Here is a 23,453-nt window from a genome sequence, read left to right as displayed (position 1 = left end):
TCTCATTATGAATTATATTTTAAATTAAACATTTTAATTTAATATAAGGAGCCTTATGAATGACATGCAAACTGATCTAGCAGCACAATCCGAACCCAAGAAATCTATCATTCATACCCGATATGGCTTTTTGACTGTCATAGGCATCCTGCTGATGATTACAATTCTGTCAGCGGGTGCGGCTGTCTCCTTTGGACAGGTCGATATTCCCGTTTCGCAATCGTACCGGATTCTGCTCCACCACATCACGGGCATTCAAATTGGAGATATCCAGGAGCTGACCTCCGGTTCATTCGTCGATATCATCTGGAAAATCCGCTTTCCCCGCGTTCTCATGGCCATGTTCATTGGTGCCGGGCTGACGCTGTGCGGAACGATTATGCAGGCGGCCGTACAGAACCCTCTTGCTGATCCGTACATACTCGGTATCTCTTCCGGCGCTTCGCTTGGAGCAACTTTCGCCATCCTGATCGGCTTCGGCTCTATGGGGCTGCTGGGCCAGACGGGCGTTGCCTTCTGGGCCTTCGCGGGTGCGGTCGGCGCTTCACTTCTGGTCTTGATTCTGGCCAGCGCGGGCGGCAAAATGACCTCCGTCAAACTCGTCCTGGCCGGTATGGTTATTAATGCTTTATGTACGGCCTTTGCCAACTTCATTGTATACTTTGCCAACAATGCGGAAGGCATTAAGACCGTTACCTTCTGGACGATGGGCAGCCTCGCTGCTGCCAGCTGGGATAAGCTGCCGCTGATCTCAGTAGCTGTCCTAGCCGCCATTTTCTTTTTCCTGATGCAATTCCGGGTTCTGAACGCCATGCTGCTTGGGGATGAAGCTGCAGTCACTCTGGGGATTCATCTGGGGGCATTCCGCAAAGCCTATATGATGATTACCGCGCTGATTACAGGGGTGATGGTGGCAAGCTGCGGCATGATCGGATTCGTGGGGCTCATCATTCCCCATTTGGTCAGAGGCCTGGTTGGCTCCGATCACCGGAGGCTGCTGCCAACGTCCGTTCTGTTCGGTGCTATTTTCCTGATCTGGACCGATGTGATCGCCCGGACGATTGTACCAAATGTGGAGCTCCCGATCGGGATCATTACCGCCTTGATTGGCGCCCCGATGTTCATGTACATGCTGATCAAAAAAGGCTACGCATTTGGAGGGAAAAACTAATGAATTTGAATGTTGAGCATTTAAGCGTATCTTTTGCCGATGCAAATATCGTAAAGGATGTCTCCCTGAAGGTCAGAAACAAACAATTCGTCGGCCTCATCGGTCCGAACGGCTGCGGCAAATCTACGCTCCTCAAGAGCATTTATAAAGTTATCAAACCGCGCCAGGGCAAAGTATCCCTGTCTGAAATGAATCTGATGAAATCCAGTCCCCGACTCGTGGCGCAAAAGCTGGGTGTGGTCGGCCAGTTCAACGAACTGAGCTTCGACTTCACCGTGCGGGAAATGGTCGCGATGGGCAGAACCCCGCATAAAGGGATGCTGGAGACAGACAATCAAGAGGATGCGGATATCGTCTCTGCGGCTCTGCGCAAGGTCAATCTGGAGGGTTATGCAGACCGCAGCTATAATTCATTGTCAGGCGGAGAGAAGCAGCGTGTAATTCTCGCCCGTGTTCTGGCCCAGCAGCCGGAATTCATGATTCTGGATGAACCCACCAACCATCTGGATATCAAATATCAGCTGCAAATTCTAAATATCGTCAAAAAGCTTGACATCGGCATTCTCGCTGCGCTCCATGACCTCACTCTTGCGGCGGAATACTGCGATTATCTGTATGTGATGAAAAAAGGCCAAGTGGCCGCCAGCGGGAAACCTGAGGATATATTGACGAAGGAATTAATCGGCCAGGTATTCGATGTGGCCTGCGAGACTTACCGCAACCCTGTAACCGGGGCGCTTGGCATTGCTTATCTGGAGGCACGGTAAGTATTGCTGCGGAATAATGAATGTAGCATAACTGAAAGTCGAGAAAGCAACTGCCCGCCCTTTCGCTTCCCAATAAGAAGCCGGAAGGGCATTTCTTTGGGTTTCGGACTTATTATTCTACGCAAAAAAAGAAACGGCATTTCTGCCGTTTCTTCAGGATGGACTCTCAGGGACTCGAACCCTGGACCAATTGATTAAGAGTCAACTGCTCTACCAACTGAGCTAAGAGTCCACATATGCAGTACCGTCCTATTCTAATAAAGAGGCTGCAATGTGATTTGTAAATTTCTCACGTTTAAGAGTGTAACATTTTTGAGCCCACAATTCAAGCTTTTATTTCTTCCGAGCGGTACACTGCCTATTGCTTTATTATCCCATTAACGCAGAGACCGGGCCAGACGAAAACCAAGATCATCAATATGGAACCAAATGTGATGCAGATCAATCCGCCCGGTTAAGGAGAGCAACCTTCTTGAACAGCTCATCAAAAGGGTCGTCCTCGCATAACTCCTCCAGTGAAATACCGCTCTCTCCCTGCTCACGCATGTTCTCCGCAAATTTGGCGACCGTATTCAGGACTTGTGTGCTTCGCACCGGATAATGGCCGACCGAGCTTTCCGCTGACAGCATCACGCCATCGCTCCCGTCCAGAACAGCCTGAGAGACATCTGTGACCTCTGCGCGTGTCGGAACCGGATGCTCCACCATGGATTGCAGCATTTGGGTAGCCGTAATTACATAGGTCTTGGATAGACTGCACTCGCGGAGCACCATTTTCTGAATGAACGGGATTCGCTCAAAAGGAAGCTCCACCCCCAGATCTCCGCGCGCAATCATGATTCCGTCGGACGCCTCCATGATGGCTGGAAAGTTACGGACAGCTTGTACGGTTTCAATCTTGGATATAAGCCCCGGTTGGCTGTATTTCCCTAGTTGGGATACATACTCCCGGATTTCCTGCAGATGCGAAGCCTCGCGGATAAAAGAACAAGCAATCCAATCCACATGATGCTCCAGCAGGAATTGAAGATCCTGTTTATCTTTTTCCGTAATGGCCGGCAAGCGGATTATCGTTCCCGGAAGATTAACGCCTTTTCGGCTGCCGATCATACCACCGACTATAACCTTTGTTGTGATCCTTTGCGGATGCTTCTCCGTCACCTCAAGCCTGACTTCCCCGTCATTGATTAAGATAGCAGCTCCTTGTGAAATATCTTCCATCACCCCGGGATTATCGAGCGCAGCCCGGTCCCGGTTTCCCGGTTCATCTGACTGGTCAAGGATAAACGTCCGGCCCTCTTCTAATGAAACCGCGTCCCCTTGGATGCTCTTCAGACGGATTTTCGGTCCCTGCAAGTCCCCCATAATCCTCAAGGGCTGTCCCGTTTCGGCGGCGGCTGCCCGCACAGCTTCAATAACCCGCCCATGCTCCTCATGGCTCCCGTGTGACATGTTGAGCCGGGCGGAAGTCATCCCGCCCAGCAGCAATTCCTTGAGGACAGCAGGAGATGAACTGGCCGGACCTATCGTGCAGATCAAATCAATACTCATGTGAACTCACCCTCCCTGCCTGATTGGCTTCCCTGTCTTTTTTCATCTAGTTTGCATTGTTCGTTTTTTCTAACTAAACTATACATGATTGAAACAGTTGTCATTCACTTTACGGAAGGGAAGGGGACATATCCATGAATACGAAACAATTGGAACGGATTCACACAGGTAAGGGTTTTATTGCAGCTTTGGATCAAAGCGGCGGAAGCACTCCCAAAGCGCTGCTGCAATACGGTATTCAGGAAGACCGCTATTCCAATGAAGAAGAGATGTTTGAACTGGTGCATGAGATGAGAACACGTATTATCAAGAGCCCGGCGTTTGATTCCAGACATATTTTGGGTGCAATCCTTTTTGAGAACACGATGGACCGCTCCATTGACGGCCAATTAACTGCAGATTATCTGTGGGAGCAGAAAGGCATAGTGCCTTTTTTAAAAATCGATCAAGGGCTGGCCGAGCCTGAAAACGGGGTTCAGCTCATGAAGCCTATCCCCGGATTGGATGATCTCCTGAAGCGCGCCGTGCAAAAAAATATCTTTGGGACCAAGATGCGCTCACTAATCAAGGAAGCGAATCCTGCCGGCATCAAACAAGTGGTTGAACAGCAGTTTGCCATCGCGAAGCAAATCGCCTCCTATGGCCTGGTGCCGATTATCGAACCCGAAGTGGATATTCACATGGCAGATAAAGGACAAGCCGAACGGCTTCTAAAACAGGAAATCTCCGCCTTGTTATCCGCTCTTGGCACAGACGTAAAAGTCATGCTGAAGCTGTCTATCCCGTCTGAAGATGATTTCTACCGCGATTTAATCCAAGATCCGCATGTGGTACGGGTGGTGGCTTTGTCCGGCGGTTATACACAAGCGGAAGCCAATGACAAGCTCGCACATAACCACGGGCTGATCGCCAGCTTCTCCCGCGCTTTATCGCAAGGGCTAAGCGACCAGCAATCAGACGATGAATTCAATGCGTTGCTCGCACAATCCACTGAGGCCATTTACAAGGCATCCATTACCTAAGGAAAAGCACAACAACCCCTGTGCTTTTTAACAGCCAGGGGTTGTTGTTTAGGATGAGGCCGTTATAGAACCTTGATTGTGGAATTAGCCCAGTTTTGCGATAACCGCTTGAGTTACAGCAACCGTCGACTGTGGATTCTGGCCTGTAATCAGGTTGCCGTCCACTTCAACATGAGAAGTCCAATTCGGCGCAGCCACATAGATAGCACCCAAATCACGCAGCTTGCTTTCAAGCAGGAAAGGCAAATGCTTATCCAGCGTCGTGTCCGCCTCTTCACGATCCGTAAAAGCATTTACGCGCTTGCCGGCCACCAGGGGTTGACCCGAAGACAATGTAGCACCCACCAGTCCGGCAGGTCCATGGCATACGGCAGCTACAATCTTGTCCGCTTCATAGAAATCGCGCAGCAGCTTCTGAAGAGCCTGATTATCAGGCAAATCATACATTGTTCCGTGACCCCCCGGCAAGAAAATAGCATCAAAACCTTCAGCAGATACCTCATTAAGCTTTGCAGTATTCTCCAGATATTTTTTGGCATCCAAAATTTCCTGCGGTGTCTGCCCATCCACACTGCCTGGATCGACAGGAGCTTTTCCTCCTAGAGGACTAGCCACCAGAACTTCATACCCTTGGCTGGTAAATCCCATATAGGCTTCGGCAAACTCAGACAGCCAGATCCCAGTCGGTCTGCCTTCATGAATTTCCGTATGATTTGTAACGACGATCAACACTTTTTTTGCCATTATACTTGCCTCCAATACTATATTTTTTTGCCTCCTTTATTCTAATTCCGTTAATGCTATAAAACAAATTATGAAATAGCAGGTTAACCATAAATATTTTTATACATCGGATATAGACTGGCTGCGTTTTTTACCCATTTTCACGTATGATTGTCATCATCTCATGGATCTGGGGCAGTTGTTTATCTTTTAGTTTATAGGCGAAGAACAGCTCATTGTTCACTTTTAATTCCCCGAAAATAACCTTTGTCCGTTTATCACCCGAATTTTCCAAAAGATAAGTAGGAATAACACTTAGGCCTGCACCGTCCCCGATGGCCTTTAGGATCATATGCAGATTAGGAATGACATGGACCGGTCTGATTTGCGGACGTTTTTTGAAATGCTCTCTCCAAATTCTCCGGATGATCGGTAAATCAAGCCCATAGCTGATCCAATGCTGCGCAGAGAGCCAATGCTCGGTATGCTCCAGACTATCGGTAACTGGAAGCTCATAAGCTGCAGGGGCCACGATTACAAATTCTTCATCCATAACCTTCTGGTACTCAATGCCGGGGGCTGGAATCTTTTTTGAAGTGACAATGAGATCTAATTTATCTTCCTTCAGCAGCTCCAGCAGTTGATCCGCAGTTCCAAAACTTGAAATGACCGAACTATTGGATTGATGAAGCTGAGGAAGGATCTTTTCCGTATAAAATTCATGTGCTGTCCCTATTTTTATAAAGGTGAGTGTAGGTAACGAAGCCGTCTTAAAATTCATCGTGGCCTCCTCCAGCGATTCGATAAGCGGAGCCAGCTGTGAATACAACTGCTTCCCCCGTTCCGTTGGAATCATTTTTCGCGGGGTTCTGATGAATAACGCTTCACCCACCTCAGCTTCCAGAGAGGCTAAGTGCTGGCTCATTGCCGGTTGGGTCATCATCCGCACCTTTGCCGCTTCGGACACCGAGTTGTATTTATAGATGATGCAAAAGCTTCTGTACCACTCAAAATCGACCATTTGCTATAGCTCCTCCGGTTCAAATAGACTATTGCCCGCTATACTCTATAATACATATATAATGATAAAATTGAAAAATCACAGAGGAGTATTTAAAAACATGGAACTGAGCCTGAACTGGATTACGCTGAGGGTACGCGATCTGGAGACCTCCCTTAATTTCTATCACGGGATTCTGGGGCTTCCGATTGAGCGCAGATTTGAGAGCAGAGGAAAACAAATTGTGATGTTAGACACAGGGACGCACCCCAAGCTTGAGCTTATTCAGGGAAACGATCCGGCCCTGAAACCGGAATGCGGTGTTTCCGTTGGGTTTGAAGTGAAATCGCTGGATGAGGCCATGGAGTACCTGAAAAGCCAGGGTATCCCCGTAGCGCGCGGGCCGATCACGCCGAACCCCCACCTGCGGTTCTTTTACATCCTGGACCCGGACGGCTTTGAGGTACAGTTGGCGGAGCATAGCTAGGGAGAAACAGACCGTTTTCGACAAAAGATTACGGTCTAAATTACTTCCCTTAATTTCTGCATCATGGTATGGGTCAATTTATGAATATCGCTGTCATTTAACCGGTAGGCGGAGGTATCTTTCCGGACAGTCTTTTGGTGATCAGGCAATAGGTCAGCTATATGCAGGTCGATAAGTACAGCGGGTTCTGTACCTGCTCTTTTGTGGAGATCGCCTGTCAGCTTCGGGTTGGTGCCGTCCGCTCCACCGCTGATGGACAGGAACCCGTACCTTTGCGGATGTGACTTCAGATACTTGAAGTATGCACGGAGCGGTGCGGCCACATGCCCCATCCAAACCGGTCCAAAAAAGAGAACCAAATCATATCCCCCTATGGTTTCCGGCGCTGGCTGTACCCGCGGTGTCCTGCTGAAGATCATGTCCAGGGCAATTGTACCCGTCGTGCGGGTCTTCGGTTCGGAGATTTGAATATGCTCTGCCGACAGCTCCTTGGCTATGCTGCCCGCTAATAACTGATTGTTTCCGGTAAAAGAATACGAAATGACTGCAATGTCCATGTGAATCCTCCTCTTACGATTTATTCTGTTTGTTCCTGCTTAAGCGCATTTTCAGTGCCTTAAGATGTGTGAATGAATATTATGTGAATGAACAATATTAAATTCATTCATTTTATTCGGTAAATGAACTGCCCCCTTTAGTTCGGTCAGGAGCAGTCCGTCAAACCCTTCATAATCAGTTCCGTCATATGGTCCAGAAGCTGCGGAAAATACTCCGGCCCGATTTCTTCCTTGTGAGTCTCTACGTTGATAATCGCGGTGAACACCATCATGATCATTTTGCTGTCAATATCACTCCGCATTTTACCTTCAGCTTGCCACTGCTTCACAATCTCAAGAAAGCTGTCATAGAGAAAGTCGACCGACTGAGTACCGTTTTCCTCCCGGAAAAGCTGCTCAATTTTCCCAAACACGCTTTTGTTATACCATTCTTTAAGTATAGGATTTGCAGTCATGCCTTCCATGTTGAGCATCATCATTTGCCGAACTACAGTCAGCGGGCTTTGGCTCAAATCAAGAGACTGCATACATTCTTGTTTCAGCTTGGCATTTTCTGCGAGAAAAATTTCCATAAAGAGCTTTTCCTTGGAGGAATAGTAGTTGTAAAAAGTCCCTACCGCCATTCCAGCCTTTTTGGTGATGTCTGAAACATTCGTATCTTTAAACCCCTTATCGCTAAACAGTTCTTTTGCGCAATCATAAATCAGTGATTTTTTATCTTCCACATTAAGCAGCTCCGTGAATGAATAATTATTTTTTCATTCACATCATATGATCTGGATGAAAATTTGTCAATCCAAATCGTTTTAGTAAAAAGATAGAACCTACCGTTTTTTGCGGGACAGCACATAGTAGACCGGGAGTCCGGCCAGCGTAATGCCGATACCGACCAGGGAGCGCAGCGGATCACTGATGATCGTGCTGGCCAGAATATAGATTCCGCCTGCCACCCCAATGATTGGGGTAACCGGATAGAGCGGCACACGGTAGCGCCCCTTTTCCGGCGGCATTTTGTGACGCAGGATGAATACCCCGAACACCCCCATGGTAAAGAAAATCCACAGCACAAACACCAGCAGATCGGTCAGTGTATTAAAGGTGCCGGAAAAAATATAGATGACCGCCAGCACACTTTGAAAGATAAGCGCATTGGCCGGGGTCTGGAACTTCGGATGGATGCTGCGGAGCACCCGGGAAAATGGAATCTGGTTGTTCTCCCCCATCGCCTGAGGTACACGCGCAGCGGTCATCAGATAACCATTCAGCGCACCGAGCACGGACACAATAATTCCTGCAGTTATAAAAGCCCCGCCGCCGTTGCCGAACAATGCCTCTGCCGCATCAGCCCCCGGAGTCGGGGAAGAAATGATCTGACCGTAAGGCAGCGCCTTGAAAACTGCAATATTAAATAACACATACACGGCGATCACAAAGATAACCCCGATTGAAATGACTTTGGGCAGCGTCTTTGCCGGGTCCTTGATTTCTCCTGCCATATTGGTCACACTAATCCAGCCGTCATAGGCCCAAAGTGTACCCAGAACAGCTACCCCAAAACCTGCACCCGCCGCCGAAGCCTCAATTCCTCCAAAACCGGGCGCCAGATTCGAGAACAGGCCCACGCCTACAATACCCACCACCGGAATCAGCTTGCCCACCGTCGCTACCGTCTGGATGATCCCGCCGAATTTGGTGGCAATGACGTTCATTATCAGTATAAAAGCTAATATACAAACAGCGAGCAGCTTCTGCTGCCAGCCATTCAGCGGCAAAAAGTAGCCGGAATAGGTGGCAAAAGCAATTGCAAGCGCCGCTACAGAAGCCGGATAGGAGATTACCGCCTGTACCCAACCCAGCAGATAGCCGAATACCCCGCCGTATAACTCGCTCAAATAAGTGTACAGGCCCCCCGACTTAGGAATTGCGGCTGCAATTTCTGCTACGCTCAGGGCTGAAGCCAGGGTAATGATTCCTCCAATCCCCCAGGCCAAAATACTCATCCAGGGTGTACCTGCATTATTCAGCACAATACCGGGCTTCAGAAAAATCCCGGAACCGATGATCATTCCTACAACAATGGCCAAAGCTTCAAAGAATGTTACCGTTTTTTTTAACGACTTCTCAGTATTCATAGTGAATTTTATTTTCCTTTCGGTCATGACATTATTTCATATTCCATCTGCTGATATTACCATGAAGCCGTGAACTTGAAAGCGAACAATTTCATTTCCGCATCTCTAGTTTGCCACAGGGCTTCTGCCTTAGTATCTTTCTTCATCCTGCTTCTTACACGCCGCATCTCCCGGGCAAGTTTGATTATAAAAAAACTCTCTGTTGTGTCATCCATTGTTTGGAAATATACTTATTGAGAGCGCTTTAATAGAGTAGTTACCCATGCATGGCGTAAATATTATAAGGAGGCCTATATCTTATGCTGCATACACCAGGAGTTACCGACTGTCCACCGGCAGAGGTGGGTTATGACACTTCAAGAATCGAGGTTTTGAATGCCCATTTCCAGACCCTGATCGATCAAAAAAAGATCCAGGCCGCATCTTACTGTGTCTCCAGGTATGGAAAGACATTCATGCACGGTGCTATCGGACCGCTTTCGTTCCGGGATGACAGGGCAGATCCGCTTTTGCCGACAACCGTTCATAATATCGCTTCTATTACCAAAGCCGTTACCTCAGTAGCGGTCGCCAAGCTTGTTGAGGACGGTATTCTCCGGTTTGACATCCCGGTAGGCGCCATATTGGAGCCGTTTAACGTGGCCCCGTTCAATAAAATCGATATCTACAGTCTTCTGACCCATACCTCCGGCCTGTTCCCCGACTGTGCGGGCAGCCTGATCCCCTATCATAAGTCTTATTGGCAATTAATCGGGGAGTATTTCGAAAAGTATAACCCCGGGGATGGGGAGCCGGACTGGATCACAGCCGCGCTGAGCGGCGGGGTCAGCAAAAAATTGGGCGAGGAATGGCAATACTGCTCATTCGGATTCTGCATCCTCGGAGAAATCATCAAGAAGGTGACCGGCGTTACCGCTGAACAGTACATAGAAGAGCAAATTCTGAAGCCTCTTGGCATGAAGGACACCGTTTGGGAACTTACTCCGGAACTGGCGGGGCGCGCCATTATAAGAAACGAGAGACATGAGAAACGGCTGAACGATCTAATCAATGGTAATCAGCCGGAATTTTCGCAGTTGGAGAAGCTGTGGGATACAGTCTCCAGTACCGGTGGAGGTCTGGCCTCTACACCAGCTGATCTTATCCGGTTCGCCAACATGCTGCTGGGCATGGGGACACTGGGCGATACCCGTATTATCGGCCGCAAGGCTGTCGAGAAAATCACAACCCGCACCCTATACGGAGTACCAGATTACTGCTGGGGTAACGATGTCAAAGACCGGAGCTATGGCATTGGACTGGATATGAGAAGAGGCCCTGCCTTCCTCTATTCTCCGACCAGCTATTTTCATGAAGGCGCGGGAGCCTGCTGCATGGCCATCGATCCTACTGAGCAGCTCGCCGCCGTATGGTTTGTGCCTTTCACCGAGGATAATTGGTACGCAGAGGCATTGTTTAATGTGACCAACATCATCTGGTCAGGACTGAACTAATGAACAGGTTGAAACACAACTGGCTTATTTGCCGGACGGTAGCGGAGGTGACCTACAAAGAGTGGAGTGCCTACCGTACTCATTCCCTGGTGTCCGTTATCGTCGGCCCTGTATATTTCATGGTGCAATATTTCATCTGGACAGCGGTATATGGCGGTCAATCTTCACTTGGAGGCATGGATCTCCCCCAGATGATCCGCTACTTCGGTGCTACTGCGCTTATCGGCTATTTGATCATGGATTTTGCCGACTGGAACTTATCGATGCTTGTACGTACCGGTAAATTTCTCACCTTTCATCTGCGCCCGATTCATCACCGTTCGTTCGCATTATTTCAAAAAATCGGACATCGTTCTTTGGGCTTCCTGTTTGAATTTTTGCCCTGCCTTTTAATCTTTATTTTTATTTTTGGAGTCGATATGCGGCCGGCAAGCCTTCCATGGACCTTTCTGTCGGTACTGCTTGCCTTTTTGATGAATTTTTATGTGAACTATACGATTGGCCTGGCTTCATTTTGGATTATCCAGTCGAATGGAATACGAAGCGCGTTTATGCTGGTATCGGGTATTTTTTCAGGGGCGCTCATTCCGCTTGGTTTTTTCCCGAATTGGCTTCAGGTGGTCCAGTTCTTCCTGCCGTTTCAGTACATAGCCTATATGCCTGCAATGGTTTTCACCGGCCATTATTCGCTTGGAGGCCTTGAGCTCTCCACTCAGCAAGCTGTAGGCATACAGGCGATGGCGGTGTTGATAACATTTGGTTTTAGCGAGCTCGTTCGCCGTCTGGCCATGAAGCAGTTTACTGCTGTCGGCGCGTGAATGACCCTATGAAAGGACAGTTCTTTACATGAAACGGTATATGGATATTTATAAGCAGTGCATGTATTCCGCCTTGCAGTCGGCTGCGGCCTATCGCATGAACTTCATCGTCAGCAGTCTGATCACGCTGGCCGGCAACATTCTGTTTCCGTTGGTGACCCTGCTTATATACCGGGCAGGCTCCAGCTTTCCCGGATGGAGCTTATTCGAGGTGTTGTTGATCCAGTCTGTATTCACCATGTCCAGCGGGCTTACTAGTCTTATATTCGGCGGCGTTCTATGGACCACAATGTCGCATGTCCGTGAGGGAAGCTTCGAGGTCATTCTTCTTAAACCGCTGAATCCGCTGTTTTTTATTATTGCCACTACATTTTCAATCGATAGTGTGGGGCTGTTTCTGGGCGGTGTTTCCCTATTCATATTCTCCGCTATGCATGTAGGCCCTATTCCGGTCTTGTTCTGGCTGCAATTTGCCGGGATGTTTATTGCAGGGACTGCAGTCCTGGCAGGATTATCGCTGATGATGGCTGCTATTTCCTTCAAATGGGTAGGCAATTCGAGAATTTCCGAGCTTGCTGACAGTGTGCTTCACATCGGAAAATATCCGCTGCCCGTATTTCCAAAAGCTGTACAGGCTGTGGCGACATTGATCATTCCTGTGGGAATGGTGGGCTTCCTCCCTGCATCTGCTCTTCTTGGACGGATGCATGCCAGCGATTACGCGGCTATTCTGCCCTGCTTTTTATTTCTGGCAGCAGGAATATGGATTTACCGGCACATGATCAGATTGTACGAGGGGGTGGGCGGATGATGCCGGTTATTGATGTACAGCATTTGACCAAAACATATAAAACCTATAAGCGCGGTGCAGGCATGGGGCAGACCTTGAAGAGCTTCTTCCAGCGCGAAGAGGTCGTAGTCCACGCAGTCAACGATATCAGCTTTGCCATTGGGCAGGGGGAGATCTGCGGCATGCTGGGTCCCAATGGTGCAGGGAAATCGACGGCGATCAAAATGCTTTGCGGCGCGTTGTATCCGACAAGCGGTGAAATTCAAGTTCTTGGTTATTCACCTGCCCGGGACAGAAAACGCTATGTCGGCAAAATCGGAGCTGTATTCGGTCAGAAATCCCAACTGATCTGGGATATTCCGCCGATCGACAGCTTCCATATGAACAAGGCAATCTACGGCATCGCCAACCCGGATTTCAAAAGCCGTCTGGAAGAGCTGACAGAGCTGCTGGATATTGCGCATGTGATCGAAAAGCCGACACGAGTCCTGTCCCTTGGTGAACGCATGAAATGCGAGTTCGTCATGGCTATGCTGCATCGGCCGGATATTTTGTTCCTGGATGAGCCGACCATCGGGCTTGATGTGATCGCCAAGGTCAAAATCCGCGAATTCATCCATCAGATGAATAAAAAGCAGAATATGACGTGTATTCTGACCACCCATGATCTTGAGGATGTGGAGGAGCTTGCCCACCGGGTCATTGTCATTAACCATGGGGACAAGGTTTTTGATGATTCCCTTCAGCAATTGAAACTTTTTTTGGGGGAGAAGAAACGGGTCAATTTTACTTTTGCAGAGTCTGTGCAGGGCACCGTCTTCGACAATGCCTATACTAAGGTAATCGATAGGGTATCCGACTTTCAGATTACGCTTGAAGTGGATACGGCCCATATTTCAATCAGCGATTTCATCGAAGGTATCTCCCGGAAGCACCGCTTCTCTGACATTTCGGTCAAGGAGTTGCCGATCCAGCAGGTGGTTATGAATATTTATGAGAATGCAGGAGGTGTGTCCGGATAACAATATGATTCGTCCTGTTGCTCAGGAAAGGATATCAAAAAGTAATAGACCGCGCCAGTCCTAAGGATGCGGTCTATTTCAGTCCATTAGAATTAGAACCGAGTGTCCTACTCAACCTTATCAGGTGTACGAACTCTTTTCTAGGAATCTTCATCCTCATATTCTTCCTCTTCTTCAAACCCGCCATATTGATTAGGCACAACTCCGCTACTCTCCATAATTAGGGGTAATTTCTGACCCGGTTTCACTTCTGTAACTCCCAGATACTGAACAATAAAATGCCATTCATCGCCATAATCGAATAAGAGCAGCAGCTTTTGTTTTGAAGTATGGAAAACTTTACTGATTTTCGCCCTTTTCACACCGGGAAACTCCATCTTCTCACCGATATCAGCAAACAACTCATAGCCTTTTTCAGAGCGTGTCCAGTTTTTGATATTATCATAGAAACCAAAGGCGTGATCCAGATCAAAATCAAAGGATTCAATGGTAACTGCCGCAAGATCATACAGGGAAGCATCGGCAGCAATTGCATTTTACGAAAAGGCCGTCCACGAACCGCTCCGTTCCAATCGCTTAAGGTTACTTTGAAAGATTGGGCTTGATTATTCATTATCGTTCCACCTCATTTAATCTGACTTTCTCCTAGCAGATACTGCATAATGTTCCGAAGTTCAGACAAAGTACGGATGCTTTATACATTACTAAATTAATAAATCCGTTGTAAATAATCAACTTCAGAAAATCATCTCTCCCAAGATTCCCCATATTCTGCTATGCTAATATAAACACAAAAGAAGAAGCAGGAGGCGCAAATTTGAATGGATGCATTTCAATATGAGCTTACTTCAGAGACTGCTATCAATCTGAAATATGAGTATGGAGGTGAGTACTTCACGTTCAGCCTGTACCGGGACGACAGAGGATGGGTTCTTCACCCCTTTGACGGCATCCTGCTGAGGAATCAGACGATGTGCGCTCTTGTCGTACAAGAGTTGTTCAAACACAAGCCTTTTCAAGTCATGCTGGCGAAAGAAGGTATTCTCTTTTCCGATATACGTTCCACCGTTAACCTCGAAAATGTGAACACGCCGATTGCAGCACGCAATGAGCGGGAGTATCGCGATAACCCGGCTGATGACCTGATGGAATTTGTTCAGCAGCATTCGGTTGAAGAGGTCATAGATTACGAATGTAGTCTTGTGGGAAACCGCATCTCCTTTTATAAGGAAATCCTCCAGCGCATGTTCATGGACAATCTGGGTCCCTCGGATCCGGAGTTCCAGAAGGTACAGGATATTGTCCGTATTTACGAGCAGTCCTTGGACATGCTATCCAGCCTAAACGGTCCGAATCTCGACGCCGGGAGACGTGGCAGATGATAATCTCCTCCATGTATGGGTCCTGGCTCTACAATCTTTTGAAAGGCTGGTTCTAATGACATTTGAGCTAATAAAAGGACAAAAATGCAACTTAACAAAAGACGATCCACTCCTTACCCGTATTATAGTAGGAATGGGTTGGCAAAATACTAGACCTGAGGTTGAGGTTGATTTTTCTGTTTTTTTGCTTACGCCGGCCCAGATTGTCGCTAAAGATGAGGATCTTATTTTTTATGGCAACCCTTCTACTCCGGACCAATCCGTAGCTATATTACCGTCCGATAAAAGAGTCAACACAGGGTTAACAGACAACACACAAATCGCCGTCGAGCTCCGTCAAATCCCTGCAGACTACGAACGGATTGCATTTGCACTAACGATTTATGAAGGTGAAAAGCGGCTGCAAAACTTCTCGCTATTGGACAATGTGTATTTACGGATCACCAACGCTGCTGATGGGACGGAACTTCTCCGCTACAGGCTGGGAAAGGCTTTTTCGATTGAGACTGCCATTGTCGCCGGAGAAATCTATAGATACCATAATGAATGGAAATTCAGCGCTGTAGGTTCCGGCTATGCCGGGGGCTTAGCCGCCCTATGCGAAAGTTACGGGATAAAGGTCAATAGCATACTGCCGTCAGCTCTACCTGCTAATCCAGTCATTCAATCGCAGCGGTCCCCACTTGTTCTCCCGGAGCTGCGGTCACGGCCTAAGGCGGCGGACAATTTGCCCTCCTCAACACCAGCACCAGCAACACCTCCAGTCCCTCCTTTAAATCTCAATACCATCCTGCTTAAGAAACGCGGGGAGAGGATCAATCTCCAGAAAGGCACGGAATCCCTGGGCGAGATACTGATCAACCTCAACTGGTATCAGAAAAAATCATCGGGCTGGTTCGGAAGCAAAGGTATCGACCTTGACCTTGGTTGTCTGTTTGAATTAAAAAATGGCATTAAGGGCTCTGTCCAAGCACTCGGTGAATCCTTCGGAAGCTTGAACAGGCCGCCTTACATCTCTCTGGACGGGGATGACCGCACCGGATTTATAGCTACTGGCGAGAATCTGCGGATTAATGGCCATTATCTTTCCGAAATTAGCAGAATTGTTATCTTTGCTTTCATCTATGAGGGGATCACGAACTGGTCGGAGGCTGACGCCCTTGTAACCATCAAGCAGCACGGCGGGCCGGAGATCAAGGTTCGGCTGGATGAGCATAACAACAATAAAGGAATGTGTGCTATCGCCATGATCCGTAATCAGAATGATGAGACATTCAGTGTGGAGCGGCTCGTAGAATATTTTAGCGGGCATCAGGAATTGGATCAGTATTATCATTGGAATCTGAGATGGGAAGCCGGCAGCAAATAGTGATCTCTAAATGGAATGAGTACGAGCTTCCCAGAAGGAAAAACAAAAGATCCGTACCAAATCGGGGACGGATCTTTTATTACTATCTAAACGCCGTTTTATTTGAACCGCTGGGCTTGCCTTGAAGGCATAATGGTTAGTTCCGGAATGCTGACATGCTCCGGCTGCTCCAATGCATAGAGTGCTGCCTCTGCAACATCATCGGGATGTAACGGCAGGACTTTCGAAGCAAACGCGCGTATTTCATCCTCGGAATACCCGGCCACCTGAGAAAATTCCGTTGCCACCGCCCCGGGCTGAATCGTCGTAACGCGAATCCCCTGATCGATTGTCTCCAAACGTAATGCAGACGCTATGGCGTTAACGCCGTATTTGGTAGCGCTGTATGGACCTCCACCGGCAATCACTTCCTTGCCGGCAATGGAGGAAATGATGATGACATCTCCCTTGCCCTGACCCAGCATTGGCGGAAGCCCGTAGCGCAGCGTCAACACTAGACCGTGTACATTCGTCCTGTACAGCTCCTCCCATCTGTCCAGATCCACTTCTACCAAAGGACTTCGGTACCCGAATCCGGCATTGGCAACTATAATATCAAGACGGCCCCAGCGACGAATCGTTTCATTGACCACATGCTGCACTTCTTCAGCCTTTTGAATATCAGCAGGTACCGCTATAACCTCGTACAATCCCTCTTTATGCAATTCCTGAACCAGCTCATCCAATCGGTCCCGCCGCCGTGCCACTACAGTCACATGGGCGCCGCGCTTTACCAGTTTCCTGGCGATCGATGCCCCGATTCCGCTGCTAGCGCCTGTCACCAAGGCCACCTTGCCGGTCAGACTCTCCTTCCCATGCCAAGATAGCTCCAAATCATCCAGAACCATTTTGTACCCTCCCAGATTCCAACCTTATTTTGTTAAAAGTACGCGATGAAGGCCCCTCACCGTTACCATTTCTCAGAGTTAATTTTCAATTCTTATGAAAGTTAAGTGATCGGTAACAATGTTTCCCTTAGGTATCATTGTATCTGCTTGATTTTCGAAAGTCAATACGATGAGGGTATCCCAACCAGCCATTCATGGCTTTTGGAACTCCCCCCTTTACTTTTTTTAATAATCGGTGCTAACTGTAATATCATGGTAGGTCGAAAATAATTTTTGCATTCCCGTTAACTTTTCCATTGCCCGCTGATATGCATCACTCCCTAAAAGCATTCGCAAAGGAACATCACCACGATTCATCAGATCATATATTACCTTTGCAGCTTTATTAGGGTCTCCCGGCTGTTGCCCAGATAATTCTCTAAGGTTTTTGATATTTTCACCTGCCGTTGCTTGATATGCTTCTATAATATTTGCATTTTCAGTTGCAGATCTGCTCGCAAAATCCGTATTAAAATCACCTGGTTCTACCAAAGAAATATTAATTCCTAGTGGCTCAACTTCTTGGCTTAAACTTTCGGAAAAACCCTCTAAAGCAAACTTAGTTGCATGATAGTATCCAAAACCTGCAAATGCACGTAAACCGCCTAGAGAAGATATATTTAATATAGTGCCACTTTTTTGCTCTCTCATAATTGGCAGCACATGATCTATCATGTGCTTGACTCCCCAGAAATTTACAGCAAACATATTTTCAATTTGCTGATCATCAGCATTTTCAATAGGTGAGAAGTAGGCAAAACCTGCGTTATTAACAAGAACATCAATTCCGCCAAACTTTTGTTTGGCTGCTTCAACAACACTTTTAATGTGCTGACTGTTTGTGACGTCTAATGGTAAAACCAAAAGATTGTCATTATCCTGTACGCTAGGCAGGTAATGTTCTATGTCTAGCGGATTACGCGATGTTGCTACAACTTTGCACTTTTTAGCTATTAGTTCTAAAACTAGGGCTTTCCCTAGTCCAGTCGAAGCTCCCGTAACAAACCATACCTTTTCCATTAATCATTATCCTTTCTCTATCAAGTATTTATAAGTTAAGATAAATATAGAACCTGAGAGTTACTCTCAGTCAAGAGAAAGGAAAATATCATGTACACAATTAATGAGGTAGCAAATTCAACAGGATTATCGCCCCATACTGTAAGGTTCTATGCAAAAAAAGAGCTATTTCCAAATATCACAAGAAATCATCAGAATGTACGTCTTTTTTCCTCAAAGGACGTGGAATATGTTGAAATCGTCAAAGCACTGCGCTTGACAGGTATGTCACTTGGGAATATCAAACGATACATCGATTTATGCGAACAGGGATCAGATACCGTGGAAGAACGCTATAACATCATAAGAGATCAACAATTATTGGCAGAAGATTACCTTCAAGAAGTCACACAGCAAATTATGTTGCTACGAAAAAAAGTTAATTATTATAAACAAGCTATTAATGAGGGTGAAGATAATATAATTTGGAATCCTAATAACCTATAAAAGTTGAAGGACACAAGTCTACCACCATAACTTAATCTATGTTCATTTTTAGAACGTTCTGTATCTGGCCGAGCTGCCGCTAGATCCTAAGAAAAAAACCTGAAGCTCTGCTTCAGGTCCTTTTTACGTTCGGTGTACCCCTCTATCATTTGGTACTAAACTATATGCGGCCGGTGCATGAGCCATTTTATAGAATAGTGCTCTGCTTTTACCAAATTAAATAGCCATTGTGTACGCCCATTTTGACGGGCACTCTAGGTGTTACGCTGTAGTTCAATTGGACATTAGAGAAGATTCCCTGTCGTCCGTTAACTCCTGCTGATGAACAAATTTCCGAAACAGCAAAAAAACGGCATTTCTGCCGTTCTTTCTGTGATGGACTCTCAGGGGCTCGAACCCTGGACAAATAGATTAAGAGTCTACTGCTCTACCAACTGAGCTAAGAGTCCATATGATGTTATTGGTGGAGCCAAGGGGGATCGAACCCCTGACCTCATCGCTGCCAGCGATGCGCTCTCCCAGCTGAGCTATGGCCCCATGACCCGTTTTAGAACTACAATATGTATTCTAAAAACTGACTTCAGGTGTAACTTTCATGTCGCTTTGTTGTTCATTTGTTCCGTAGGCGACTTCTATATAATATAAAATATCGCGATCTGTGTCAACACTTTTATTAAAAAAGTTTTTTAGACAGGAAAAAGCACCTCTAATCTGTCTGGCAGGTCCGCTGGATAATCCCCGAAAGTAATCCGTAGACTACTTCCAGGAATCCCCTGCAGACCCGTAGACCGCTTGCAGGATGACTAAGCCCCTACAATCTACAATCCCTCCAGCTCCCCTGTCCCTTTGGACAGCAGGCCCTTCAGTTCCTTCATGAACATGTTAATGTCCTTGAACTGGCGGTAGACGGAGGCGAAGCGGACGTAAGCGACTTCATCTACAGGGTACAGCTGTTCCATGACAAGCTCGCCGATCTGGCGGCTCTCCACTTCAGCTAAGGCGATGCCGCGCAAAGATTTCTCAACCTCGGAGACGATAACCTCCAGGCGTTCTACGGAGACGGGACGTTTCTCACAGGCGCGGATGAGACCGCGCAGAATTTTGTCGCGGCTGAATTCCTCTCGGCTGCCGCCTTTTTTGATCACGATCAGCGGCGTTTCTTCGATCATCTCAAAGGTTGTAAACCGCCGGCTGCATGATTCACATTCCCGCCTGCGGCGGATTGACTTATTCTCGTTGGCCGGACGCGAGTCAAGCACTTTGGTATTGGTGTGATCGCAGTAAGGGCATTTCATAAGCTTAATCACTTCCTTTTACAATATAGGTAGCATCCCGGTCCGGCAGGTATCCGGCGCCTGAGGTTCATTCTAATTTCCATAAATCACCGTTTTTTTGTTGTTATGAAGATGGCATGTCCGGCGCATAATACTGTTACCAACCGATAGGAGGTGAACAGCAATGAGCCAAAACAACAGCTCCAATAACCTTGTAGCTCCAAATGCACGCGGAGCCTTGGAACAACTGAAATATGAAGTTGCCCAAGAACTCGGTATTACCCTCTCCCCAGACGGATACCAAGGCAATAAAACTTCTTACGAAAACGGTTCGATCGGTGGTTTCATCACCAAACGTCTTGTAACTCTGGCTGAACAATCACTGGCAGGTCAGTTCAAATAACCTGTCCCCATAAGCTTGCCTAAGAAGTATTAAACGGTCTTCGGATCGTTTGATACTTCTTTTTATATGCAGGATTCCATCATGTCCTAGAACTCATTATAGATTTCCGTATATTGGTCGTAATAATAAATTACACGCTGCACATAGTGACGAGTCTCGCCAATCGGGATATTCTTCACTGCAGCCTCAGTACCGTCCCAGTCCCCTTCATTCAGCCAGCGCTGTACTTTGCCCGGGCCCGCATTGTAAGCCGCTATAACTGCTACGCGGTTGCCCTTGAACTGCCGGGAGAGGGAGGAGAGATACCAGGTGCCCAGCTCAATATTGGCCGAAGGCTCTACTTTTAGCCTCTCCAGAGATACATCCGGCAGCTTGGCCTTTTCAAGCGCCCACTTGGCGGTATCCGGCATCAGCTGCATCAGGCCGATAGCTCCCTTTTTGGACTCACGGCCGGTTTTGAAGTTCGTCTCCACCCGGATGATCGCCGCTACAAGGAACGGGTCTATCTCATAGGTGGTGCTGTGCGTGCGGATTTCATTCTTATAATAAATGGGATAAAACCAGGACATCCAGTTTGTACTTAAAAATAAAATGGCTGTAAAGCCTATAAACAGCAGGAGCAGCACCCGTTTTTTACGCAGCCATTTCATAACAGACCCAGCCTGTCCCACAACACATCAACCTGCTGCTTCGCATGAGCCAGATCACGGCTGTTGTCAATGACATAGTTGGCCCTGCTGCGCTTCTGCTCAATATCCATCTGCGCCTGCAGTCTGCCCTCAGCCTGCTCAGGCGTCAGATGGTTGCGTTCCATCAAGCGGGCCAGCTGCAGCTCACGGGGAACATAGACTACTGTGATCTTCTGAAACAGATTGTCCAGCTCAGACTCATACAGCAGCGGAATATCTACAAGGATCAAACGCTGCGGGTCTTCCTGCTCCAAGGCATGCATACGATTCTTGATTTCCCGGCGGATCGCCGGATGGGTCAGAGCATTCAGCTTCTGCCGGGCTTCGGAATCATTAAAAACGATCTCTCCAAGCCTGGCCCGGTTCAGTGTGCCATCCGGCTGCAGGATGCCTTCTCCGAACTGCTGAACGGCAGCGGCCAGCACCGGGTGACCGGGGAGCATTACTTCTCTGGCAATGACATCCGCATCCACCAGCCGTGCTCCCTTATCCACAAACATTGCGGATACGGTGCTTTTTCCGGAGGCAATGCCTCCGGTTAAGCCCATAATCATGTACTCACCTCATAACAGCTTCATTATTCCCATTGCAATTAATAATAACGCAGGCAGTGCAGCGGCATGTTTCATCCAGTAGCTTCCCGACAGCTTCAGCCCTGTCTTCATTCCCAGGAGCAAAAAGGTGCCGCTGAAAAGGGCAATCATCAGCGATGTGGACACCGGACTGAACCCGAGCAGGGCTGCTCCAAGTCCCGCGCCGAACGCATCCAGCGACAATGCAATCCCGAGCACCATCGCCTCCGCCGGGGAGATGCTGCCGGAGGCGTCCATATCAGCGGATGAAGGGGTACGGAGAATCTGGATGACTACACCCAGATGCCTCAGCTCCAGCGAGAAGACCGCTGACTTTTGAGATTTCCCCTCTTCTGCCAGGGGCATTTCCGCCGCCGCACCAATCTTGGTAAAACTGGCAGCAGTCTCCAGACGTGCGTCGTGGCCAGCCCGCCCGTGCAGTGCTTCTGGGCTTTCACCGTCATGATCTTTCTCCTTCTGCGTAAGCATCTGAAATAAGGACCAGCAGCCCATCAAGACGAGAATAACCGCTCCAATACTGGAAGCGGCATGCGGAGAAACCACCTTGGCCAGCAGCACACCGACCTGCATCGAGACCCCAATGACGATTCCCGAGCATAGCGAGATAATCAGGATCGAGAGCAGCGGAATTTTCATTTTTCGCAGCCCATATGTAATACCAACACCAAAACCGTCCAAACTCAGGGCAAACGCTAGCAGCAGCAGTGAAAAAAATGGGCTGAGCACCCGCAATCCCTCCCGTGAAGAACCGGCAGCCCGCCGGGATGACTCCGGGCAAGGCTCCGTTCGCTCTAATCAGCATTCTTCACACAGTATATGGGCGGGACGGGCAGTGAGTGCCTGACTTTTATAGCTGCATGGACAACCTTAACCTAATTCCGGCAGTCCGGCAGTGCCAAATCTTACGATGCAACGCTTACTTTTCGGCTTTGGCTTGCGGCTGGCATCTTGGACAATAATGCGTGCCTCTGCCTCCCACCACGCTCTTCTCGATCAGTGTTCCACAGCTGGCACAAGGCTGATCCTTGCGTCCGTAAATAAGCAGCTGATGCTGGTAGCTTCCGCTCTCTCCCTGGCCGTTGACATACGATTTGACGGAGGAGCCTCCTGCATTTACAGCCTCTGTCAAGGTTGCGACAATTGCATGATGCAGCAGATCCAGCTGACTGTCGGTAAGCGCTTTGGCGCCTGTTTCCGGATGAATGCGGGCACGGTGCAGCGCCTCATCTACATAGATATTGCCGATGCCGACGACATATTCCTGGTTGAGCAGCAGCGGTTTGATTTTGGTGCTTTTTCCCGAGACAATTGCCTTGAACCGTTCCGGTGTAAAAGAAGGTGCCAGCGGCTCCTCCCCCAGCTTCTTCAGCGGCGGAAGCAACAGATCCTCTCCCGGCTGGAACAGATGCATGGTGCCGAACTGGCGCACATCCGTGTACCGCAGCTCCGTGCCGTCAGTAAAATGGAAAATCACATGGGTATGCTTGTCCAGCGGCTCCTCCCCCTGATAAAGGCCGTACCGGCCTTCCATCCGCAGATGGGACACCATCACCAGACCATCCAGCACAAACCGTAAAAACTTCCCTCTTCGTTCCACTTGCACTACTGTATGGCCTGCCAGCATGTTGGCAAAAGCCTGAATATCATCCGGGCGCTGAATGATCCGCGGCAGCCGGACGGTGACGTTCTGTATCTGCTTGCCTGTAATCAAGGCATTTAGTGTTCTTTTGACCGTTTCTACTTCCGGTAATTCCGGCATTATGGCTCACCTCCTCTCC

Annotated in this window: 26 protein-coding genes and 3 tRNA genes; 12 read left to right on the top strand and 17 right to left on the bottom strand. The window is 48.2% G+C overall.

What is annotated here, in order from left to right; all coding sequences use genetic code 11:
• The first annotated feature begins 64 nt into the window (after positions 1-64).
• Positions 65-1,171 carry a FecCD family ABC transporter permease gene (locus PGRAT_RS10530; protein ID WP_025703479.1) on the top strand — a complete coding sequence of 369 codons (1,107 nt, stop codon included), beginning with the start codon at positions 65-67 and terminating at the stop codon, positions 1,169-1,171.
• Entirely contained in the window at positions 1,171-1,938 is a 768-nt protein-coding gene (locus PGRAT_RS10525) for an ABC transporter ATP-binding protein (protein ID WP_025703480.1), read from the top strand. Before PGRAT_RS10530 ends, PGRAT_RS10525 begins: the two co-directional genes overlap by 1 nt.
• A gap of 159 nt (positions 1,939-2,097) precedes the next feature.
• Here PGRAT_RS10525 and PGRAT_RS10520 read toward each other — a convergent pair.
• Positions 2,098-2,170, bottom strand: a tRNA-Lys gene (locus PGRAT_RS10520).
• Positions 2,171-2,379: 209 nt separating this feature from the next.
• Positions 2,380-3,489, bottom strand: coding sequence for a pyruvate kinase (pyk, locus tag PGRAT_RS10515; protein WP_025703481.1), 1,110 nt, complete (start codon positions 3,487-3,489; stop codon positions 2,380-2,382).
• Between the two features lie 134 nt (positions 3,490-3,623).
• Here pyk and PGRAT_RS10510 point away from each other — a divergent pair, with 134 nt between their 5' ends.
• The gene (locus tag PGRAT_RS10510; protein ID WP_025703482.1) at positions 3,624-4,511 is read left to right on the top strand and encodes a fructose bisphosphate aldolase; all 888 of its coding nucleotides are present in this window, start codon (positions 3,624-3,626) and stop codon (positions 4,509-4,511) included.
• An 84-nt stretch (positions 4,512-4,595) separates the two neighbouring features.
• Here the strand turns inward: PGRAT_RS10510 and PGRAT_RS10505 are convergent, their stop codons facing one another.
• Both PGRAT_RS10505 and PGRAT_RS10500 read right to left on the bottom strand, forming a co-directional pair.
• Complete coding sequence (locus PGRAT_RS10505; RefSeq protein WP_025703483.1) at positions 4,596-5,255, bottom strand: type 1 glutamine amidotransferase domain-containing protein; 660 nt, start codon at positions 5,253-5,255, stop codon at positions 4,596-4,598.
• Positions 5,256-5,385: 130 nt separating this feature from the next.
• Positions 5,386-6,255 carry a LysR family transcriptional regulator gene (locus PGRAT_RS10500; RefSeq protein WP_025703484.1) on the bottom strand — a complete coding sequence of 290 codons (870 nt, stop codon included), beginning with the start codon at positions 6,253-6,255 and terminating at the stop codon, positions 5,386-5,388.
• A 100-nt stretch (positions 6,256-6,355) separates the two neighbouring features.
• Between PGRAT_RS10500 and PGRAT_RS10495 the strand changes: the two genes are divergently transcribed.
• Positions 6,356-6,721, top strand: a complete 366-nt coding sequence (locus PGRAT_RS10495) for a VOC family protein (protein WP_051424677.1) — start codon at positions 6,356-6,358, stop codon at positions 6,719-6,721.
• A 35-nt stretch (positions 6,722-6,756) separates the two neighbouring features.
• Here the strand turns inward: PGRAT_RS10495 and PGRAT_RS10490 are convergent, their stop codons facing one another.
• The 3 genes from PGRAT_RS10490 to PGRAT_RS10480 all read right to left on the bottom strand — a co-directional run bounded on the left by PGRAT_RS10490 (position 6,757) and on the right by PGRAT_RS10480 (position 9,410).
• Positions 6,757-7,278, bottom strand: a complete 522-nt coding sequence (locus PGRAT_RS10490; RefSeq protein ID WP_025703486.1) for a flavodoxin family protein — start codon at positions 7,276-7,278, stop codon at positions 6,757-6,759.
• A gap of 146 nt (positions 7,279-7,424) precedes the next feature.
• Entirely contained in the window at positions 7,425-8,003 is a 579-nt protein-coding gene (locus PGRAT_RS10485) for a TetR/AcrR family transcriptional regulator (RefSeq protein WP_025703487.1), read from the bottom strand.
• A 99-nt stretch (positions 8,004-8,102) separates the two neighbouring features.
• On the bottom strand, positions 8,103-9,410 hold the full coding sequence (locus tag PGRAT_RS10480) for an APC family permease (RefSeq protein WP_036702992.1): 1,308 nt from the start codon (positions 9,408-9,410) through the stop codon (positions 8,103-8,105).
• A 299-nt stretch (positions 9,411-9,709) separates the two neighbouring features.
• Here PGRAT_RS10480 and PGRAT_RS10475 point away from each other — a divergent pair, with 299 nt between their 5' ends.
• Genes PGRAT_RS10475 through PGRAT_RS10460 form a run of 4 tightly spaced genes read left to right on the top strand, consistent with a single transcriptional unit; the run spans position 9,710 to position 13,533 of the window.
• On the top strand, positions 9,710-10,903 hold the full coding sequence (locus PGRAT_RS10475; protein ID WP_025703489.1) for a serine hydrolase domain-containing protein: 1,194 nt from the start codon (positions 9,710-9,712) through the stop codon (positions 10,901-10,903).
• Complete coding sequence (locus PGRAT_RS10470; protein ID WP_025703490.1) at positions 10,903-11,721, top strand: ABC transporter permease; 819 nt, start codon at positions 10,903-10,905, stop codon at positions 11,719-11,721. Before PGRAT_RS10475 ends, PGRAT_RS10470 begins: the two co-directional genes overlap by 1 nt.
• A 28-nt stretch (positions 11,722-11,749) precedes the next feature.
• Positions 11,750-12,532, top strand: a complete 783-nt coding sequence (locus PGRAT_RS10465) for an ABC transporter permease (RefSeq protein WP_025703491.1) — start codon at positions 11,750-11,752, stop codon at positions 12,530-12,532.
• Complete coding sequence (locus tag PGRAT_RS10460; protein ID WP_036702997.1) at positions 12,529-13,533, top strand: ABC transporter ATP-binding protein; 1,005 nt, start codon at positions 12,529-12,531, stop codon at positions 13,531-13,533. The genes PGRAT_RS10465 and PGRAT_RS10460 overlap by 4 nt, the downstream gene beginning before the upstream one ends.
• 140 nt (positions 13,534-13,673) lie before the next feature.
• Here PGRAT_RS10460 and PGRAT_RS10455 read toward each other — a convergent pair whose 3' ends face one another.
• Positions 13,674-14,063 (bottom strand): IS1096 element passenger TnpR family protein, encoded by a 390-nt coding sequence (locus tag PGRAT_RS10455; RefSeq protein ID WP_081758558.1) that lies wholly within the window; start codon positions 14,061-14,063, stop codon positions 13,674-13,676.
• A gap of 291 nt (positions 14,064-14,354) precedes the next feature.
• Here PGRAT_RS10455 and PGRAT_RS10450 point away from each other — a divergent pair, with 291 nt between their 5' ends.
• Both PGRAT_RS10450 and PGRAT_RS10445 read left to right on the top strand, forming a co-directional pair.
• Positions 14,355-14,915 (top strand): hypothetical protein, encoded by a 561-nt coding sequence (locus PGRAT_RS10450; protein ID WP_025703494.1) that lies wholly within the window; start codon positions 14,355-14,357, stop codon positions 14,913-14,915.
• Positions 14,916-14,970: 55 nt separating this feature from the next.
• The gene (locus PGRAT_RS10445; RefSeq protein WP_025703495.1) at positions 14,971-16,284 is read left to right on the top strand and encodes a TerD family protein; all 1,314 of its coding nucleotides are present in this window, start codon (positions 14,971-14,973) and stop codon (positions 16,282-16,284) included.
• A gap of 98 nt (positions 16,285-16,382) precedes the next feature.
• Here the strand turns inward: PGRAT_RS10445 and PGRAT_RS10440 are convergent, their stop codons facing one another.
• Together PGRAT_RS10440 and PGRAT_RS10435 are read right to left on the bottom strand one after the other, a co-directional pair.
• Positions 16,383-17,171, bottom strand: a complete 789-nt coding sequence (locus PGRAT_RS10440) for an SDR family oxidoreductase (protein WP_025703496.1) — start codon at positions 17,169-17,171, stop codon at positions 16,383-16,385.
• 225 nt (positions 17,172-17,396) lie between these two features.
• On the bottom strand, positions 17,397-18,230 hold the full coding sequence (locus PGRAT_RS10435) for an oxidoreductase (protein ID WP_036703000.1): 834 nt from the start codon (positions 18,228-18,230) through the stop codon (positions 17,397-17,399).
• A 90-nt stretch (positions 18,231-18,320) separates the two neighbouring features.
• Here PGRAT_RS10435 and PGRAT_RS10430 point away from each other — a divergent pair, with 90 nt between their 5' ends.
• Positions 18,321-18,716 (top strand): MerR family transcriptional regulator, encoded by a 396-nt coding sequence (locus tag PGRAT_RS10430; RefSeq protein WP_025703497.1) that lies wholly within the window; start codon positions 18,321-18,323, stop codon positions 18,714-18,716.
• 376 nt (positions 18,717-19,092) lie between these two features.
• Here PGRAT_RS10430 and PGRAT_RS10425 read toward each other — a convergent pair.
• From PGRAT_RS10425 to nrdR, 3 genes are all read right to left on the bottom strand, one after another.
• Positions 19,093-19,165, bottom strand: a tRNA-Lys gene (locus PGRAT_RS10425).
• A gap of 12 nt (positions 19,166-19,177) precedes the next feature.
• Positions 19,178-19,253: transfer RNA gene (locus tag PGRAT_RS10420), tRNA-Ala, on the bottom strand.
• A 281-nt stretch (positions 19,254-19,534) separates the two neighbouring features.
• Positions 19,535-20,011: a transcriptional regulator NrdR gene (nrdR, locus tag PGRAT_RS10415; RefSeq protein ID WP_025703498.1), complete on the bottom strand. Its 477-nt coding sequence runs from the start codon at positions 20,009-20,011 to the stop codon at positions 19,535-19,537.
• Positions 20,012-20,174: 163 nt separating this feature from the next.
• On the opposite strand from nrdR, the gene PGRAT_RS10410 reads away from it, so the two are divergent.
• Positions 20,175-20,393 (top strand): alpha/beta-type small acid-soluble spore protein, encoded by a 219-nt coding sequence (locus PGRAT_RS10410; protein ID WP_025703499.1) that lies wholly within the window; start codon positions 20,175-20,177, stop codon positions 20,391-20,393.
• A gap of 86 nt (positions 20,394-20,479) precedes the next feature.
• Here PGRAT_RS10410 and PGRAT_RS10405 read toward each other — a convergent pair whose 3' ends face one another.
• The 4 genes from PGRAT_RS10405 to mutM all read right to left on the bottom strand — a co-directional run bounded on the left by PGRAT_RS10405 (position 20,480) and on the right by mutM (position 23,434).
• Positions 20,480-21,043 carry a lytic transglycosylase domain-containing protein gene (locus PGRAT_RS10405; RefSeq protein ID WP_025703500.1) on the bottom strand — a complete coding sequence of 188 codons (564 nt, stop codon included), beginning with the start codon at positions 21,041-21,043 and terminating at the stop codon, positions 20,480-20,482.
• Positions 21,040-21,636 (bottom strand): dephospho-CoA kinase, encoded by a 597-nt coding sequence (gene coaE / locus PGRAT_RS10400; protein ID WP_025703501.1) that lies wholly within the window; start codon positions 21,634-21,636, stop codon positions 21,040-21,042. The genes PGRAT_RS10405 and coaE overlap by 4 nt, the downstream gene beginning before the upstream one ends.
• A 9-nt stretch (positions 21,637-21,645) precedes the next feature.
• On the bottom strand, positions 21,646-22,401 hold the full coding sequence (locus PGRAT_RS10395; RefSeq protein ID WP_025703502.1) for a manganese efflux pump: 756 nt from the start codon (positions 22,399-22,401) through the stop codon (positions 21,646-21,648).
• A 190-nt stretch (positions 22,402-22,591) separates the two neighbouring features.
• Positions 22,592-23,434, bottom strand: coding sequence for a DNA-formamidopyrimidine glycosylase (mutM, locus tag PGRAT_RS10390; protein WP_025703503.1), 843 nt, complete (start codon positions 23,432-23,434; stop codon positions 22,592-22,594).
• Between the last annotated feature and the right edge of the window lie 19 nt (positions 23,435-23,453).

It is taken from the genome of Paenibacillus graminis, assembly GCF_000758705.1.
Taxonomy (GTDB): Bacteria; Bacillota; Bacilli; order Paenibacillales; family Paenibacillaceae; genus Paenibacillus_AQ; species Paenibacillus_AQ graminis.
Note: the sequence above shows the minus strand (reverse complement) of the source record. Positions and strands in the feature narration are given on the sequence as shown.